13 protein-coding genes and 1 pseudogene are annotated in these 15977 nt (G+C 64.2%); 6 read left to right on the top strand and 8 right to left on the bottom strand.

What is annotated here, in order from left to right; translation table 11 throughout:
* Window positions 1-35 precede the first annotated feature (35 nt).
* From OA2633_RS04530 to OA2633_RS04520, 3 genes and pseudogenes are all read right to left on the bottom strand, one after another.
* Window positions 36-1076 (bottom strand): annotated as a pseudogene (locus OA2633_RS04530) (PepSY-associated TM helix domain-containing protein); the annotation flags it as partial.
* 68 nt (window positions 1077-1144) lie between these two features.
* Window positions 1145-1732 carry a hypothetical protein gene (locus OA2633_RS04525; RefSeq protein ID WP_009801306.1) on the bottom strand — a complete coding sequence of 196 codons (588 nt, stop codon included), beginning with the start codon at window positions 1730-1732 and terminating at the stop codon, window positions 1145-1147.
* Between the two features lie 17 nt (window positions 1733-1749).
* Window positions 1750-3852, bottom strand: coding sequence for a TonB-dependent siderophore receptor (locus OA2633_RS04520; RefSeq protein ID WP_009801305.1), 2103 nt, complete (start codon window positions 3850-3852; stop codon window positions 1750-1752).
* Window positions 3853-3987: 135 nt separating this feature from the next.
* Here OA2633_RS04520 and OA2633_RS04515 point away from each other — a divergent pair, with 135 nt between their 5' ends.
* Window positions 3988-4599 carry a DNA-3-methyladenine glycosylase gene (locus OA2633_RS04515; RefSeq protein WP_009801304.1) on the top strand — a complete coding sequence of 204 codons (612 nt, stop codon included), beginning with the start codon at window positions 3988-3990 and terminating at the stop codon, window positions 4597-4599.
* Between the two features lie 184 nt (window positions 4600-4783).
* Here OA2633_RS04515 and OA2633_RS04510 read toward each other — a convergent pair whose 3' ends face one another.
* Window positions 4784-5830, bottom strand: a complete 1047-nt coding sequence (locus OA2633_RS04510; protein ID WP_009801303.1) for a serine hydrolase — start codon at window positions 5828-5830, stop codon at window positions 4784-4786.
* 108 nt (window positions 5831-5938) lie between these two features.
* On the opposite strand from OA2633_RS04510, the gene OA2633_RS15190 reads away from it, so the two are divergent.
* From OA2633_RS15190 to OA2633_RS04495, 3 genes are read left to right on the top strand one after another with little or no spacing between them, the layout of a single operon-like run.
* The gene (locus tag OA2633_RS15190) at window positions 5939-7435 is read left to right on the top strand and encodes a LytTR family DNA-binding domain-containing protein (RefSeq protein WP_009801302.1); all 1497 of its coding nucleotides are present in this window, start codon (window positions 5939-5941) and stop codon (window positions 7433-7435) included.
* Window positions 7436-7494: 59 nt separating this feature from the next.
* Window positions 7495-8268 (top strand): putative hydro-lyase, encoded by a 774-nt coding sequence (locus tag OA2633_RS04500; RefSeq protein ID WP_009801301.1) that lies wholly within the window; start codon window positions 7495-7497, stop codon window positions 8266-8268.
* Window positions 8269-8318: 50 nt separating this feature from the next.
* Window positions 8319-9647 carry a hypothetical protein gene (locus OA2633_RS04495; RefSeq protein WP_009801300.1) on the top strand — a complete coding sequence of 443 codons (1329 nt, stop codon included), beginning with the start codon at window positions 8319-8321 and terminating at the stop codon, window positions 9645-9647.
* Between the two features lie 61 nt (window positions 9648-9708).
* Here OA2633_RS04495 and murD read toward each other — a convergent pair whose 3' ends face one another.
* From murD to OA2633_RS04475, 4 genes are all read right to left on the bottom strand, one after another.
* Window positions 9709-11025 (bottom strand): UDP-N-acetylmuramoyl-L-alanine--D-glutamate ligase, encoded by a 1317-nt coding sequence (gene murD / locus OA2633_RS04490; RefSeq protein ID WP_009801299.1) that lies wholly within the window; start codon window positions 11023-11025, stop codon window positions 9709-9711.
* 5 nt (window positions 11026-11030) lie between these two features.
* Window positions 11031-12320, bottom strand: a complete 1290-nt coding sequence (gene tyrS / locus OA2633_RS04485) for a tyrosine--tRNA ligase (protein ID WP_009801298.1) — start codon at window positions 12318-12320, stop codon at window positions 11031-11033.
* An 87-nt stretch (window positions 12321-12407) separates the two neighbouring features.
* The gene (locus OA2633_RS04480) at window positions 12408-13280 is read right to left on the bottom strand and encodes a crotonase/enoyl-CoA hydratase family protein (RefSeq protein WP_009801297.1); all 873 of its coding nucleotides are present in this window, start codon (window positions 13278-13280) and stop codon (window positions 12408-12410) included.
* A gap of 1 nt (window position 13281) precedes the next feature.
* Window positions 13282-14451, bottom strand: coding sequence for a CaiB/BaiF CoA-transferase family protein (locus tag OA2633_RS04475; protein WP_162010964.1), 1170 nt, complete (start codon window positions 14449-14451; stop codon window positions 13282-13284).
* A gap of 118 nt (window positions 14452-14569) precedes the next feature.
* Here OA2633_RS04475 and OA2633_RS04470 point away from each other — a divergent pair, with 118 nt between their 5' ends.
* Window positions 14570-15403, top strand: coding sequence for a sulfurtransferase (locus OA2633_RS04470; protein ID WP_009801295.1), 834 nt, complete (start codon window positions 14570-14572; stop codon window positions 15401-15403).
* Entirely contained in the window at window positions 15400-15942 is a 543-nt protein-coding gene (locus OA2633_RS04465; protein WP_009801294.1) for a GNAT family N-acetyltransferase, read from the top strand. Before OA2633_RS04470 ends, OA2633_RS04465 begins: the two co-directional genes overlap by 4 nt.
* Window positions 15943-15977: the final 35 nt, after the last annotated feature.

Here is a 15977-nt window from a genome sequence, read left to right as displayed (position 1 = left end):
TGGGGGCCTTTCTTGCGGGCGCGCTTGTAGAGCCAGAGCTGAACGCCGCTGACGCACACCACGCACAGGGCGAGGCCGAGCGCGACATAGACCAGCTTGATCGGCGCGCCGCCCCAATTGCCGAAATGCAGGTTGTAGACGGACGCCATGGCCTGTTGACCGAACTCCCCGTTCTCTAGCCCGGTCTGGCCGATGAAGCGGCCATCGGGTGAGAACTGGAGGTATTCGCCGAAGATCAGGCGGTCGGGCGCGGCGGTCAGGATCTGCAGCGTCTGCTCGTCCTCGCCCGGATGGTGGATCTGGATGATCCACGGGATCAGCCCGTCTTCGGCGAAGTCTTTTGCCACCACCCGCAAGGCCTGCGCGGCGTCCGGCAGGGGGCCGGCGGGCGCCGTCTGTTCGGCGCCCGCGCCGAACACCGTGTCGAACATGTCCGTCACTGTCATTTCGGGCTCGGACTGGGCCAGCACCAAAGCGACAATCGTCGCCAGCCCCAGGGCGGCGCCGGTCAGTGGGATCATGACATGAAAGGGCGCGCCCCAGACCGACAGCCGGTTGTGGCGATCCGCCAGGCTGAGCTGGCCATTGCCGGGCTTGCGGCTGCGAAAGGCGTCCCTGAACACGCGCGGATGGGCCAGAAAACCCGAGACCACCAGCGCCAGCATCATCACGCCCATCAGGCCCACGACGATCAGGCCGAGCGTGGAGGGCAGGTGCAGATAGTAGTGCAGGTCGATCAGGAATTCGGAAAAGCCGTGATCGATCCGCTCGCCCAGCCGGGCCTGATCATCGATGAACCAGTAGCTGTCGTCATAGCCGCCCGCCAGACGCGGTGAGTCCGGGGTCGGCATGAAGATCATGATCTCGTCGGGGGTATCGTCCATGGCGCGCGCATGATCGAGCACGCTCTGCGCTGCGCTTTGCGCCAGCTCGGGCGACACGCTCTGCCTCTCAACGATATGCGGCTGTTCCCAGCGGGCGAACTCGGCGTGGAAAACCACGAGAACCCCGCTCAGCGAGACGATGTAGAGCAGGGCGCCCAGAATGACGCCGAGGCCGGCATGGGCCGACAGCATGCGCGCCACCAGCTTGGCGGACAGATCAGGCCAGATCGAAGGGCGGGCAGGGGCGGCCATGGGACGTCTCACGAAATGGAAGGCGAAAGTAGAAGCGCCAGGATGGCGAACACGGCGGCAAGGGCTGCGAGGCTGGCGCTGCGCCAGCGCAAGGGGGCGTCGAGCGCGCTGATGACGGCGAGCCCGGCCCAGGCGAGAGGCGCGAACAGGAAGACCAACAACAGGCTGTCCGGCATGGTCCAGCCAATGCCCTGTGTCATCCGAAGCAGGGCGATGGATGCAATCAGCGTCACGGTCAGGGCGGCAGGACCGGCCAGCAGGCACACGATGAGGGTGCGCAAGCTCGCCAGCCAATGCGTGCGTGATGCGCTCGCCGGACTGACGGCGTTTGAGGCTGCCCCGACGGGCTGGATCATGCCCGGGCTCAAAAGCGCAATGGCGCCGAGCATGGGCGCCATGAAAGCAGTGGTAACGCCCAGATCGGGGCCAAGCGCGACCACGAGGGGGGCTGTGGCAAGGATCATCAGGCTCCAGCCCGTCGCCATCAGACCCGTATGCCGGGTCTGACGCCTGAGCCAGGACTGACGGACCAGCGCCAGGCCCAGAAGGCCCAGCGCCAGTCCGACGATCAGTGCTGCTATCGAAGAGGTCGCCACGATCTCAGCACTCGATCCTAGAAGCGTTTCGCGACGCGCAGATTGACGGTGCGCTCCTCGCCGGGGAAGCAATCGCCCCGCGCCAGGCAGCTGCCGTAATACGCTTCGTCGAAGAGGTTGCGGACGTTCAGAGCGACGCTCCAGTCCTCAAGCTCATAGCCGATGAGGAGGTCGGCGAGGGTGTAGCTGTCAGACACGATGCGCACGATGTCGCCATTGACGACGCTGACCCCATTGCTCTCGCGTTCGCCGACATAGCGCACGCCGGCGCCGATGCGCAGGGCGTCAAGCGCGGCGGGGCGGAACTCGGCCCACAGCGAGGCCTGCTCGTCAGGGATCACCGAGAAGGGAATGCCGTTGGCGTCTTCGGTGTCGAGAAGCGTCAGCGCCGCATCCAGCTTCAGGTCGCCATAGCCGGTCTCGAACGTGGTCACGCCTTCGAACTCGAAACCGGTGACGCTGGCTTCGCCCTCCTGCTGGGACGGTGCGGTCGGCAGGGCGACCGGGTTCGGCAGGTTGGTCTGGGTGATGTCGAACCAGGCCAGCGTCAGATAGGTGCGGGTCCCGGCGGGCTGGTATTTCACGCCGATCTCGACCTGTTCGCCTTCCTGCGGGTTGAGCGCCTGATTGGTGAAGCTGTCGATGCCGATCACCGGCTCGAAGGATTCCGCATAGCTGACATAGGGCGAGAACCCGTTATCGAAGGCGTACAGAAGCCCGACCGAATAGGTGACCGCGTCATCATCCTGGCTCACGGCGCCGGTTTCATTGCTCACCTCATCAGCGCGCAGTCCGGCATTGAAGATCCAGTTCCCCCAGGAAATCTGGTCGTGCAGGTAGAAGCCCCAATAGTCGGTCTCGCTGGAGGTGTAGCTGCGCACGGCGTCGATCTCGGCCTGGGTCGGCAGACCGTCGCCATAGACCGGATTGAAGACATTGATCGTGCCTTGCAGGAGGTAGGAGGACTCGCTGTCCAGCTCGACATTCTGATAGTTTACGCCCCCCAGAACCTCGTGCTCGAACGCGCCGGTCACGAAATCTGCGCGCACGCGCGTGTCGAAGGCGAGCTGTTTGGAGCTGGCTTCGCTGTCATACCAGCGGCGGCCATACCGGCTGTCGCCATTGGGCAGGATGCGCGGAACGCCTGCGCCCGCGAAGGCGACCCAGGTCTGTCGATAGGTGGAACCGGAATCGCGCCAGCGCGCCGTGCCTTCCAGCGTGAAGATGTCATTGAGGCGGTGACTGCCGATCACTGTGAGGGCGGTGGAGTCCGTCTCATAGGTGTTGAAGCCAGGCTCGCCCAGATAGGTGCTCGGCTCGATCGTCTCGCCATTGGGGCCGGGATAATAGGTGCCGGTCAGCGGGATGAACTGGCCGGCGGCGTCGCCGTCGCGGTCATCATAGTTGAACAGCAGGTTGATTTCGGTGTTCTCGCCCGGTGTCCAGGTGAGGGACGGCGCCAGCGCAATTGCGTCGTCATTGACGTAATCGACCTGGGTGTCGCTGTCGCGCACCACGCCGACAAAGCGGGCATGGAGCGTGTCCTCGATCAGCGTGGTGCTGAAATCGCCAGCGAGTTCGGCGCGGTCATGCGTGCCATAGCTCGCCACGATCTCCTGACCGAGATCCGGTCCTGCGACCTTGGATGCAAGGTTCACAATGCCGCCCGGAGAGCCTTGGCCATAGAGCACAGAGGCCGGCCCTTTGAGCACTTCCACCTGGTCGATGGTGTAAAGGTCGGGACGGGTGTTGTTGTAATTGCCGAACAGCGCCTGAAGATTGTCGCGATATTCCGGCACGTCGAGCCCGCGCACGGTGAAGAAATCGCCGCGGGTGGCGAAGCCATAAGCCTGACCCAGCACGCCCGAGGTGTAATTGAGCGTGTCGCTGAGGTTCAGGGCGCCGCGCGAGATGAAGTCATAGGACGTCTCGACCGACACAGAGCGTGCGGTCTCCAGGATCGGTGCGCTGGACTTGGTGGCGCCGAACGCGCCCAGAGCGCCCGTGACCACGATCACATCTTCGGTTTCACCGGACGTGTTCGTCTCGGTTTGCGCATGGGCGGAAGTCGCCAGCGTCATGAGCGCGCAGGCGCCCAGCAGGGAGGAGCGGAAAGTCATGAGAAAACCCCGTATCAAATCTGCGGCATGCTTAATGCGTGTCATTCTCAATATCAATATAAAATGAGAATGAATTGCAGAATCGATATGGCTCGCGCAGTTGACCGTCTCTCCGCGAACAGGCCCGATAGGGGCATGACCCAGCATGCCCACGACCATTGCCTGTCTGCTGCGGCGGATCTGAGCCCGGAGCTTCATCACTCCATTGCGCGGCAGGGCCTGCTGGCGCCCTGGCGCGCTCCGAGCCTGGCCTTTCCTTTATCCCTGTGCCGCTCTGTGGCTGGTCAGCAATTGAGCGTGAAGGCCGCGGCCTCCATTTGGGCGCGGGTTGCTGCGTTGAGCGAGACGCAGGACAGCCTGCTTGAGACCTTCTGTGAGAATCAAGCCGACCGGATGCGCGCCTGCGGTTTGTCCGGCGCCAAGGTGAAGACCCTGCTCGCCATTGCCGAGGCGAACCGGCAGGGCGCGCTCGAGGCCGATGTTCTCAGGGCGATGCCGCCTGAGGACCGATCTGACCGGCTGGTCGAAATCTGGGGCGTGGGCCGCTGGACGGCGGACATGGCCAACATCTTCTATTTCGGCGAACCGGATATCTGGCCTGATGGGGATGTGACGGCGCGCAAGACCCTGGAAAAGCTGACGAGCAAGCGCCGCAAGACCGTCCGGACAGCGGCGCGGTTTGCGCCCTATCGCTCCTATCTGGCGCGCTATATGTGGCGCCATGCCGACGCGCCGCCGGATCTGTGATTGCACGATCGGTGAACGAAAAGCCTCGGCGCGCGTTTCTTATGCGGTGCTGGTCCCTGATCAGCGCCATGTGAGCGGGGCTGATCCGGATCGCATCCGTGGCGGACCAATCGGTCGGCCTGCAGCGACCGCATTGGTTTCCGCCTGGATCGGGCGCCCGGTGCAAGCCGGGCGCCCGATGACTTTATCGGGCGTAGCCTGCGAACAGGTCCGCCAGGGCCAGGGCGAGCGGGTAATGATTGTCGCCGTCGGCGTTTCCGGTTGTGGCGACAACCACTTGCGGCTCCACATAGGCCATCACAAAGCTGCGGCCGCCCGGGCTGCCGCCGGAATGGGCGGCGTAATGCAGGTTCAGGCTCGGCTCAAAACCCGCTTCCATGCCGTAGACATAGCTCACGGCGTCACCACCTGTCGTCTGGATCGGCTGGAAGGCGGCGTCAATTTCTTCAGCGCTCAAGAGCTGGCCTTCCACCAGAGCGGACCCCATGGCCGCCAGATCCCGGCTGGAGGCGATCAGACCGCCGCCGCCGAATTTGCACTCTGCTGACAGGGGCATGGGTTCAAGACCTTCACCGGCGTCAAAATAGGGCGTGGCCTTGTCCGCGTTCAGGGAATCCTTGTGCGCCAGATAGGCGTCGCCGAGTGTTTGCTCCATGGCCGCGTCAAAGCTGTCCGAGCCTGTTAGTTCGACCAGCAGATGGCTCAACAGCACAAAGCCATAAGTGGTGTACTCATGGCGTGCGCCGGGTGCATGGATCAGCGGATCGTTGATGAAATGGCCCAGTGCGTCTGACGGCAGCTCGCAACGCAGATCATTGAACGCGATCCAGTCGGTATCACCGGTATAGCCGCGCACGCCTGCGGTATGGCTGAGGAGCTGGCGCAAGGTCACGTCCTGATAAGGGTCGGGCAGGGCGGGATCGATATTGCGAACGGACTGATCGAGATCGAGCCCCTGATGGGCTTCCAGCCGGGCGAAGGCGAGGCCGGTGAACATTTTCGCCGTTGAATAGACGTTATAGTCCGTATCGACGCCATCGTGATCGCTGCGCATCGTGCCGCCCTCGGCTTCAAAGACGATCTCGCCATTCACCATCACCGTGGCGTTGAGGGCGGGATAACCGGCGGCGAACTGATCAAAGATCGCCTGGGCGGTTTCGGTCTGGCTCTGGGCCATCGCCGGAAGGGTGATCAGCGCGGCGGAGCCGAGTGCGGCAATGAGGGTTTGCATTAAAGGCGTCCTTGTTGTCGTTTGCGTGGGGAGAGGCGGTGACCGCCAACACCCTCTGTCTGCAGGCGGTTTTGCGCCCGCGAAACTTGAAAAGGACGAAATGCTCAAATGCGGGGTGAACAGCTCAAGGCTTTGACAGCCCGCATCGGGCAAACCCTGCGTCCTTGGGAAGCCGCCTTGGCGACGTTGGTCTGCGCCCTGATCCTGATCGCTCCCTGGCCGGGTGAAGAGACGCTGATCTGGCGCGCGGGCGAGGTCAGCGTTCTGGCGCCGGGCGCCGATCCTTCGGTCTCTTCAGACTGGGCAAGCGCACAGATATGGCGCGTCGATCCGGCGCAAGGCGTCGTACGTGTGCGCTGGGCGGCGCCCGATGAAGCGTTTGAGACCGGCGCCCCCATGGCGCTCGAGTTGTCGGGACCGTTTTCCGCTCTGGCTTTTCTGAATGGCGAGAGGGTGGGGGCCAAGGGCCGTCCCCTCGGCCCGGACGGGCCAGAGCGGGCCGGGCCGATCGACAGCCTGATCGCGCTGCCGTCGAACCTGATCCGTCCCAGCGGTAATATCATCGAGCTTGAGGTCTCCAGCACGCGCGCGGGCTATGATCCGGCGGTGATCCTGCAAACCGTGGGCACCACGCCCTATCGCGCCGATGCACGGCGGTCTTTGCGCCTTTATGCGCCGACGCTGGGGCTGGCGGGCATTCTGGTCGTTCTGGCCGTGGGGCTGATCCGTCTGGGACAGGACCGCGCGGACAAAGCCCTGTATTGGCTGGCGGCGGGTCTGGGCGCTCTGGTCATCGCCGCGCTCGCGGAAATCTCGCGCGCCTATGTCAATTATCCCTATAGCTGGCATCAGCCCCGACAGGCCGTGATCTTGATGGGCATGGCGGGCTTTTCAGCGGGCTGTCTGGGCTTTCTGGTCAAGCGCTGGGTGCTGGGGCGGGTCTGGAGCCGCGCCGCCATCGGGATCACGACCGCCTGCGCCCTTTTGGGCGTGCTCCTGTTTGACGGCTATGACGGCAAGATCATCCTACTGACCATGTGCGCCTTGCTGGGCAGTCTGGTGTGGACTCTGCTCGCTGGCATTCGGCTCGACCGCAACGCCCTGGCTATGGCGGGGGTATGGATTGCGCTGCTGTTCCTGAACCTTGTGGCGCCCGGGCGGTTCATCGATCTGGGCGTTTACGCCATCACCGCTGTGGCGCTGGGGGTGTGGATGGTGCGGGCGCCGGACCTCTTATCGCCCGCCGCTGCACCACAGGCGACCGACGCCACGCCGCAACAGGCGGCGCTGACGGTGCAATCCACCGGGCGCCTGCACCGGGTCGCGCTTGAGGACGTGCTGTATCTGAAGGCCGCAGGCAATTACACCGAGGTGCATCGCTGCGGCGGCGACTGGCTGCTCGATCAGCGCGGGCTGGCGGCGGTGCTGGAGGAGGCCGGGCCGGGACTTCTGCGCGTGCATCGCTCCTATGCGGTGAACATGGCCAAGACGGAGGCGTTGCTGACCCGTCCGGGCAGTCGCTATGCGCTCAGCCTTGTTGGTGGCGCCGAGGCGCCGGTGGGGCGTTCTCGCGTCGATGCGGTCCGGGATGCAATGAGTCGTTAATCATGGCTTGCGTGCTGCGCTGAACTGACGTGAACTGGCGTCAGATCAAGGACTTCGCAATGACTGACCCGCATTCGCTTCGTGACGCCCATCTTGCGGCGGTTCGATCCGGCGCTTTTGACCAGCCCACCACCGGGCTGTGCCCGGGCTTCGCCCAGGCCAATCTGGTGATTCTGCCGGCCTCCATGGCGTATGATTTCCTCTTGTTCACTCAGCTCAACCCGCGCCCTTGTCCGCTTCTGGGCATGAGCGAGCCGGGCGATCCGACCATCCCCAAGCTGGATGTGGATGTGCGCACCGATGCGCCGCGCTTCGAGGTGTTCCGCAATGGCGAGTTCAGCGAGGAGCGCACGGACCTGACCGAGCTGTGGCGCGAGGACCTGGTCGCTCTGCTGCTGGGGTGCTCCTTCACCTTCGAGCATGCGCTGTTGGCCGAAGGCCTGCCGGTTCGCCATATCGATGCGGGCCGCAATGTGCCCATGTATCGCACCAATCTTGAGTGCACGCCGGTTGGGCCGTTTGCGGGCGGCATGGTCGTCTCCATGCGGGGATATCCGGCCGAGCTTGTGGAGCGGGTCAGCGAAATTACCGGACGGTTTCCTGGCAGCCACGGCGCGCCCGTCCATGCCGGCGATCCGGCGGCGATCGGCATTGCGGACATCATGCAGCCCGATTTCGGTGATGAACCTGTCCTGGAAGAGGGCGATGTACCGGTGTTCTGGGCGTGCGGGGTGACGCCCCAGGCTGTGGTGCTGGACGCAAAGCCGGAGCTGGCGATTTTTCACAAGCCCGGCCACATGATCATCACGGCGCAGCGCGACGCGGTGGTTTAAGCGCGCAAGGCCCGCTAGGGTCTGTCCAACACCGAATTTCGCGAGCCGACATGACCTCCTTCCGCCTCTGCTTCCCCAGACGCCTTGATGGGCAGAACGGGTACGCCTTCGAATATGATGTTCCCGGCATTGGCGCGTTTACAGAGACGGTCGTGTTTCCCGAGGAGGCGGACTTTGACCGCCTGGATCGCAGCGTGCTTGCGGGTCTGGTGCGCATGTGCGCCATCCTGATCGGGACGAGCTATTACAAGGCCGCGCCGGCCAACCTGATCGAGCCCGATTTCGCGCTGACCGACGCAGAACGTCACCTGTTTGAGCTGGCGTACGGGCCGGGGCTGGGCGAGTTCTATGTACGCAACGAACTGCCGTATCCGCCTGAATTCACCATCAAGGCTGAACCTCGCATGGACGCGCTCCAGACGCCCGCACGCAAGACGGAGGATGTGCGCGCCGCGGTCGCCTTTGGCGGCGGCAAGGACAGCCATGTGGCCGCCAGCGTCATCAAGGCGGTGGGGGCCGAGGTCGAACAGGTCTCCCTGATCCTGTCTGACAGCGTGGGCGAACGCCTTGTGGCGATGAGCGAGGCGCCGGTGACGCTGATCCGGCGCCGGATTGACCCGCACCTGATCGAGCTGAGCCGGTCAGGTCGGGCGCTGAACGGCCATATTCCGATTACGGGCGTAAACTCTTGTCTGATGACGCTTTACGCCGCCGCCAAGGGGCTGGATTGGGTAGTGTTCGCCAATGAGCGTGCGGCCAGCGAGCCGACCATGGAGAGCAACGGCCATCCGGTGAACCACCAGTTCTCCAAATCCCTCGAGTTCGAGGACGCGCTGCGCAACGCCGTGCCGGTGACTTATTTCTCGATCCTGCGCCCGGTCAGCGAATTGTGGACTGCGCATTATCTGGCCACGGCAGGCGAGGATGCGCTCGAGATTTTCGCCAGCTGCAACCGCAATTTCGTGTTCGCCGGGCCCAACGCCCTGCCCAGGGACCGGCGCTGGTGCGGGGAATGCGCCAAGTGCGTCTACACCGCCGTGCTGCTGGCGCCCTTCCTGCCGGTGGAGCGTCATGCGCGGGTCTTCCAGAGCCAGCCCCTCCATGATCCCAGGAATCTCGACTTCCTGCGCGAGATCGCCGGTCTGACCGACGCCAAGCCCTGGGAGTGCGTCGGAGAGCGGCGCGAAGTGGCGGCGGCCATCACCCACCTTCTGAGTGATGCGGAGTGGGCGAAAGCTCCGCTGATACAGTCGATTGAGGGTGAATTGTTCACTCAGTGGGATCGCGCAGACCTGGAGCTGGCCTGGGCGCAGGCGCTGGATGCGCGCTCCGAGCATCGTATGCCGGGACCGGTCGCCGAGCTTATGGCGGCAAGCTGATCTTGTGCGTGAAGTTGCGCGCCTGAAAGCTCAAACCCTGAATTGAATCAGTGAGTGCGTTTTACCCGAGCTTCTTCGCAGCTTGGGTGAAGGCGTCGCCGCGGGCGCCGAAATAGGTAAAGGCCGCACCCCGTGGGGCCGCCGGGCTCATCATCACGATGCCGCCATCGGGCAGGGCTTCGTAAGCGCGCTTCACGGCCAGCTCAAAGTCAGGCTCGTAAGTGGTTATATCCGCATGTGGACCTGATTTCAGCGCCTCGATGATGGCGGGACCGTTCTCGGGAATGGTCACAATGGCCTTGATCCGGGTCTCATCGCGCAGACCTTCAGCGAGCGGTGCATAGTCCTGCTCGCGGTCTTCCCCGCCCAGGATCAGGCTGATGGGTCGGTCCGGAAACGCCGCCAAGGCGAGCAGGCAGGATTGCGGCGTGGTGCACAGCGTGTCGTCGATGAAATCGACGCCATTGAGCGTGTGAACGGTTTCGAGCCGGTGCGCCAGACCCTTGAAGCTTGAAAGGCTCTCGAAGGCTTCATAGGCGCTCAGCCCCAATCCTTCGATCACCGCCAAGGCCGCGCAGGCGTTCGCCGCGTTATGGGCGCCGGGCAAGGCGGGGATGCGGCCCCAAGCTTCAGCGCCATGATGGATCACGCCGTCGGGCGCATGAAAGCCTTCGCTCTGGTCATACCAGACGGTGTTGGGACGATGGACGAACAGCGCGTTGAGCCGGGAATCCCTGGCGCTCATCACGCCGCGCGCATTGGGATCGAGCATGGCGAGCCGCGCCTTGTCGCGGCGGTATTGCTCGACGCCGCGATGCCAGGGCGCGTGATCATTGAGGAGGTTGAGGAAGATGAACCAGTCTGGCGCATGGACGAGGTCGGCGATCTGATAGCTCGACAGCTCCAGCACCACGATCTCGGCGTCCTCGGACGTGTCGATCACCGGCTCGCCGATATTGCCCGCCAGAACCGCGTTCACATCGAGCGCCTTGAGCATGTGATGCAGAAGGCTCGAGGTGGTGGACTTGCCCTTGGTGCCCGTCACCCCGATCACGGTCTGATGGGCGGGTTTGGAGGCGAACCACAGATTGGTCTGGCTCGTGAGCTCCGCGCCCAGATCCATCGCTTCAGCCAGGCGCGCATCATAGAGCGACACGCCCGGCGATTTCACGATCAGGGACTGGCCCGCTTTCTCGATGACTTGCGCCAGATCGTCCTGCGCGACGTACTCAACCCCGTCCGGCAGGTCGGAAGGCTCTTTCGCGTCAATCACATAGAGCGCGGCTTCAGAGCGCGTGCGCACATGGTTGAGCGCGGCGCGGCCTTCCTTGCCGAAGCCCCAGATGAAGACGGCGTCGAACTCGGACAGCGGCGTCATGTCGATTATCCGTTAAAACGAATGAGGAAGCGCTTGGCCTTGCCCACGCTCATCACCACGGCGCCGGCGCCCGTACGGTGCTCGCGCACATCGGCGTTTTCGTCCTGCACTTTCTGACCATTGAGCGAGACAGAATTCTGCTTGAGCAGGCGTCGCGCCTCGCTCTTGGAGGCGCTGGCGCCCAGCGTTTCGGCCACAAGGGCGTCAATCAGGGGCAGCGGCTCGTTGGCGCTGGCGTCCAGCGTCGGCACGGCGCGGGCGATCATGTCGATCAGCTCGGCGCTGAGATTGTCCGACTGACCCTTGAAGATCACCTGGGAGGCTTCGATCGCGAGATCGGCGGCTTTCTGGCCATGCACGCGCGCGGTCAGAAGCTCGGCGAGGGCTTTCTGCGGCAGGCGCAGATGCGGCTCGGCCTGGGTCAGCTCTTCGAGCTGAGCAAGATCCACATCGGTTAGCCAGGAGAGGAATTTCGGCGCATCGGCGTCGGCGCTGTTGAGCCAGAACTGGTAGAATTCATAGGGGCTCGTCAGGTCCGGATCGATCCAGACCGCGCCCTTTTCGGACTTGCCGTATTTCTTGCCTTCCGAATTGGTCAGCAGCGGATAGGTGACCGCATGGGCCTGCACGCCCTCGATGCGGCGCATCAGGTCGACGCCGCCCACGATATTGCCCCACTGGTCCGAGCCGCCCATCTGGATCTGGACATTGTGGGCGCGGTGCAGGTGCACGAAGTCATAGCCCTGCAAGAGCTGGTAGGAAAACTCGGTGAAGGAGATGCCCTGATCGCGGTTCTCGATGCGGTTGCGCACCGAATCCTTGGTCAGCATGGCGTTGACCGAGAAGTGCTTGCCCACATCGCGCAGGAAACTGACCACATCCATCTTCCGCCACCAGTCGGCGTTGTTGACGTAGATGGGCTCCGGCCCGTCGGTCAGCGCGAACAGGCGTTCGAACTGCTTGCGCTGGCCCTCGATATTGGCCTCGACCACGTCTTCGGTCTGAAGATTGCGCTCGGCGTCCTTGCCGGACGGGTCGCCAATGAGGCCCGTCGCGCCGCCCAAGAGCACCACAACCTGACCGCCGCGCTGGCGGTAGCGGTCCATGCCCAGAAGCGGCATCAGATTGCCCGCATGCAGGCTCGGCGCGCTCGGATCAAAGCCCACATACATCGCCGGCCTATGCTCAGTGATATAGGCGTCAGTCAGCTCAGGGGTCTTCTGGTTGAGAAGGCCGCGGGCTTCCATATCAGCGAGGAAGGGCGTGGCTTTGGGGTCTGCGAGGCGAACGCTCATGAGGCTCTCTTGGCGGGAGGGACAGTCAGGCTTTCGGCTTAGCCGCCCCCATCCCGTCTTGCAACGCCGTCATGGCGTTCGGCTCAGTCATTCCATGCGGTCATAGGGCGTCTTCTCCACCTCGGCCGCGATGGGGCCGCCGCCATCACGCTCGGCGACGGCCTGCTTGAATCCGACCTCCTGGGCGCGCTGACGGAACCACATGCCCTCGGGCGAGTGTCGCGAAATGCCGTCAAAGACGGTCGCCAGCATCTGGGTGTTGGAAATGCCCATGGTCTCATAGGCCTGATTGACCACCATCTTGGTCATCATCAGCTGGTTCTTTGGCACGCCCTGCAACCGCCCGGCCAGGCGCTCGACGGCGGCGTCCAGCTCGGCTTCGGGCACGGCTTCAAGCGCCAGCCCGATACGCTCGGCCTCTTTGCCGTCGATCAGCTCGCCGGTCATCATCATGCGCTTGGCCTGCTGGGGGCCGAGGCGATAGACCCACATGGACGGGGTCGGCACGCCCCAGACGCGGGCCGGCGGATAACCGATGCGCGCATCCTCGGCCATGATCACGAAATCACAGCACAGCGCGATATCCGAGCCGCCCGCCGCCGCTGCGCCGTGCACGCGGGCGATGGTGGGCTTGTGACAGCGCCACAGGCTCATGAAGTCGAGCGTGTTCTGGTGCATGAAGGCATAATCGATCATCGGATCCCAGGGCATGTCCTGACTGCCCGGCAGTTCGCCCTCGCGTTCGGCATAATCCTTGAGGTCATAGCCGCCGCAGAAGCCCTTGCCCGCGCCCTGCAGGTCGATCACATGCACCGCCGGATCGCGTTCGGCTGTCTTGATGGCGCGGGAAATGTCGCCGGGCATGGCGTCATTGATGGCGTTCAGGCGCTCGGGGCGGTTCAGGGTGATCGTGCAGACACGACCCTCGACGGCGTACAGAAGCGTGGAAAACTCGCTCATCTCAGTCTCCGCAAATACGTGCGATCAGGGCGTCATCCACCCCGGCTTTTTCAAGAACCATGCGGGTGTCCGCGCCCAGCTGACCCGAACAGGTCGCGCCCTGACCGGGACGTTCGCCGTCAAAGCGCGCCGCGGCGCCGGGCAGGCGCACAGGGCCTGGCCCGTCCGCTTCGCCCTCATAGATGAAACCGCTATTGGCGAGCTGGGGATGATTCAGAATATCGTCAGAGGTATTCACCTTGCCCGCCGGCACGCCCGCCTCGCGCAGGCGGTCCAGAAGCTCATCCGCGGACTGGTGTTCGGCCAGCGGCGCGCAGGTTTCGCGGATGAAATCCCAGTTGATGAAGCGGCTGGCCATGTCCGCACAGCGCGGATCATCGAGCAGCTGAGGCGCCCCGACCACTTCGCACCAGGCGCCGAATTCCTTTTCTGACAACATCACCACGACGAACCAGCCATCGGCCGCCTTCCAGGGGCGATAGACCTTGGCGATGTTGGGGCCGGGCTGAAGCGGGTCCTTCAGCGTCAGCGGCATGTGCACATCCATCCAGGAAAAGGCGAGGGCGGCTTCCAGCATGGAGACGGCCACATGACGACCCGCGCCATCGCGCTCGCGGCCCACAAGGGCGCTGGTGATCGCCTGGCACAGATAGAGCCCCGCCACCTTGTCGCAGATATACTGGGGGTACAGCTCGGGCTCGGGCTTGTCCGGGCGGGCTGCGAGCCCGCTTTCGGCCTGGATCACCGGGTCATAGGCGCGCACATCGCTCAAGGGATCCCACGGGCCGAAGCCCGTCACTTCGGCGACGATCAGCCCGTCATGTCGGGCGCGCAGGCTGTCGGCGTCGAGGCCCAGCTTCCTCGCCGCCGCCGGGCGGTAATTGTGCATGACCACATCAGATTGCTCGACCAGCGGGGCCAGGGCGGCGCGGCCGTCTTCGGTGGAAAGATCAAGACTGATCAGCGCCTTGCCGCGATTGAGCGTCTGGAAGGTGGAACTCGAGCCGTCTTTCGCGATGAAGCCCAGGCGGCGGACAAGATCACCGCCCGGTGGTTCGACCTTGATGATATGGGCGCCCTGCTGGGCGAGGGTCAGGCTGGCGATTGGTCCGGCGACGACGGTCGTCAGGTCAAGCACTCTCAGCCCGGCCAGGGGTGTGGCTGGGGTCATGTTTTCCTCCCGTAAGCGCGCGATTTTTCGCGTCATTTCGTCCAGACTGGCCCAGCCAGATGGCGCGGACAAGACAAGCTGGTACGGTGAATACGATTAGTTCGGGAGAATCGCCCTGATGCGGGAAACGGTGACAATCAGCGCGATACAGGCGCTGGCCGAAGCAGACCCTGTATTTGTGGAAGCGAGCTGGTTCCTGCCCGGATCGGGCATGACGGGCGAGGAGGTGTTCGAGGAGCGCCGCCTGCCGCGCGCGGTCTATTTCGATATCGATGGCGTTTGCGACGCCACTTCCACCCTGCCGCACATGGCGCCCGGCGCGGCGGCCTTCGCCCGCTGGCTGAGCTGGCATGGCCTAAGCGGCGGAGAGAAATTCATCATCTATGACCAGACCTCGATGGTGGGCGCTGCGCGGGTCTGGTGGACCTTCCGCCGCTTTGGCTGCGATGTGCGCATTCTGGATGGCGGGCTCAACGCCTGGCGCAAATCGGGCGGAGCGATTGAAAGCGGCGAGATTTTCCGCCGCCATCCCGCCATTGAGCGCACGCCGCGGATGATCTGGGACGACACGGTGACCTGGGAGGATGTCTCCCACGCCACCCGATCGGGCAAGGCGTTGGTCGTGGATGCGCGATCCAAGGGGCGGTTTGAGGGCACGGAGCCCGAACCGCGCAAGGGGCTTAAGTCAGGCCATATCCCCGGCTCGGTCAATCTGCCCTTCCCTCAGCTTCTGACGCCCGAAGGCAAGCTCAAGTCCGAAGACGCGCTGGAAGCGGCGCTGCCGCGCATCAGCCGCGACACGCGCATCATCACGACCTGCGGGTCGGGCGTGACCGCGGCGATCCTCAGCGCGGCCTTCCTGAGCGCCGGTTTCCGCGATGTGCGCCTCTATGACGGCAGCTGGGCCGATTGGGGCGCCCGCGACCTGCCCGTGGAGACCGGCCCGGCATGAGCGTGACGTTTACGGTGCATGACACGCTGGCGGAGGCGCCAGACGCTGTTCGCGCGGATGTGTGGGCGTTGGTGCTTGAAGCCGATGACGCCTTCTGGCCGCCCTTGCGGGCGCGCACGCCGGAGCAAGGCCTGTCGGTGGGCGCCGGCGAGGTGCTGGACGCCAAGCCGGACGCCTATTGGACCTCGATCCAGCAGCACGCCCTTATCTCGGCAGCGGAAGACGGGCGCGTGCTCGGCATGATGAGCGTGGCGCGGGACAAGCGCCTTGATGCGCTGGAGCTGACGGTTGCGGCCTATCTGTCCACCCTGATCGTCGCCGAATCGGCGCGGGGACGGGGGCTGGCGCGACAGCTATATGCGCGACTGTTTGAACTGGCGCAGAGCTGGTCCGCAGAGCCCTCGGTCGCGACCCGCACCTGGAGCACCAACGCCGCCCATTTGCCGCTCATCGCCCAGCTGGGCTTTGAAGAAAGATTACGCCTTAAGGATGATCGTGGCGTCGGCATCGACACCGTGTATTTTGTTAAACCGCTCTGAGCGCTTTTCTTGCGCGAAATCTGCGCTAGCCTTGG

The organism is Oceanicaulis sp. HTCC2633 (assembly GCF_000152745.1).
GTDB lineage: Bacteria > Pseudomonadota > Alphaproteobacteria > Caulobacterales > Maricaulaceae > Oceanicaulis.
Note: the sequence above shows the minus strand (reverse complement) of the source record. Positions and strands in the feature narration are given on the sequence as shown.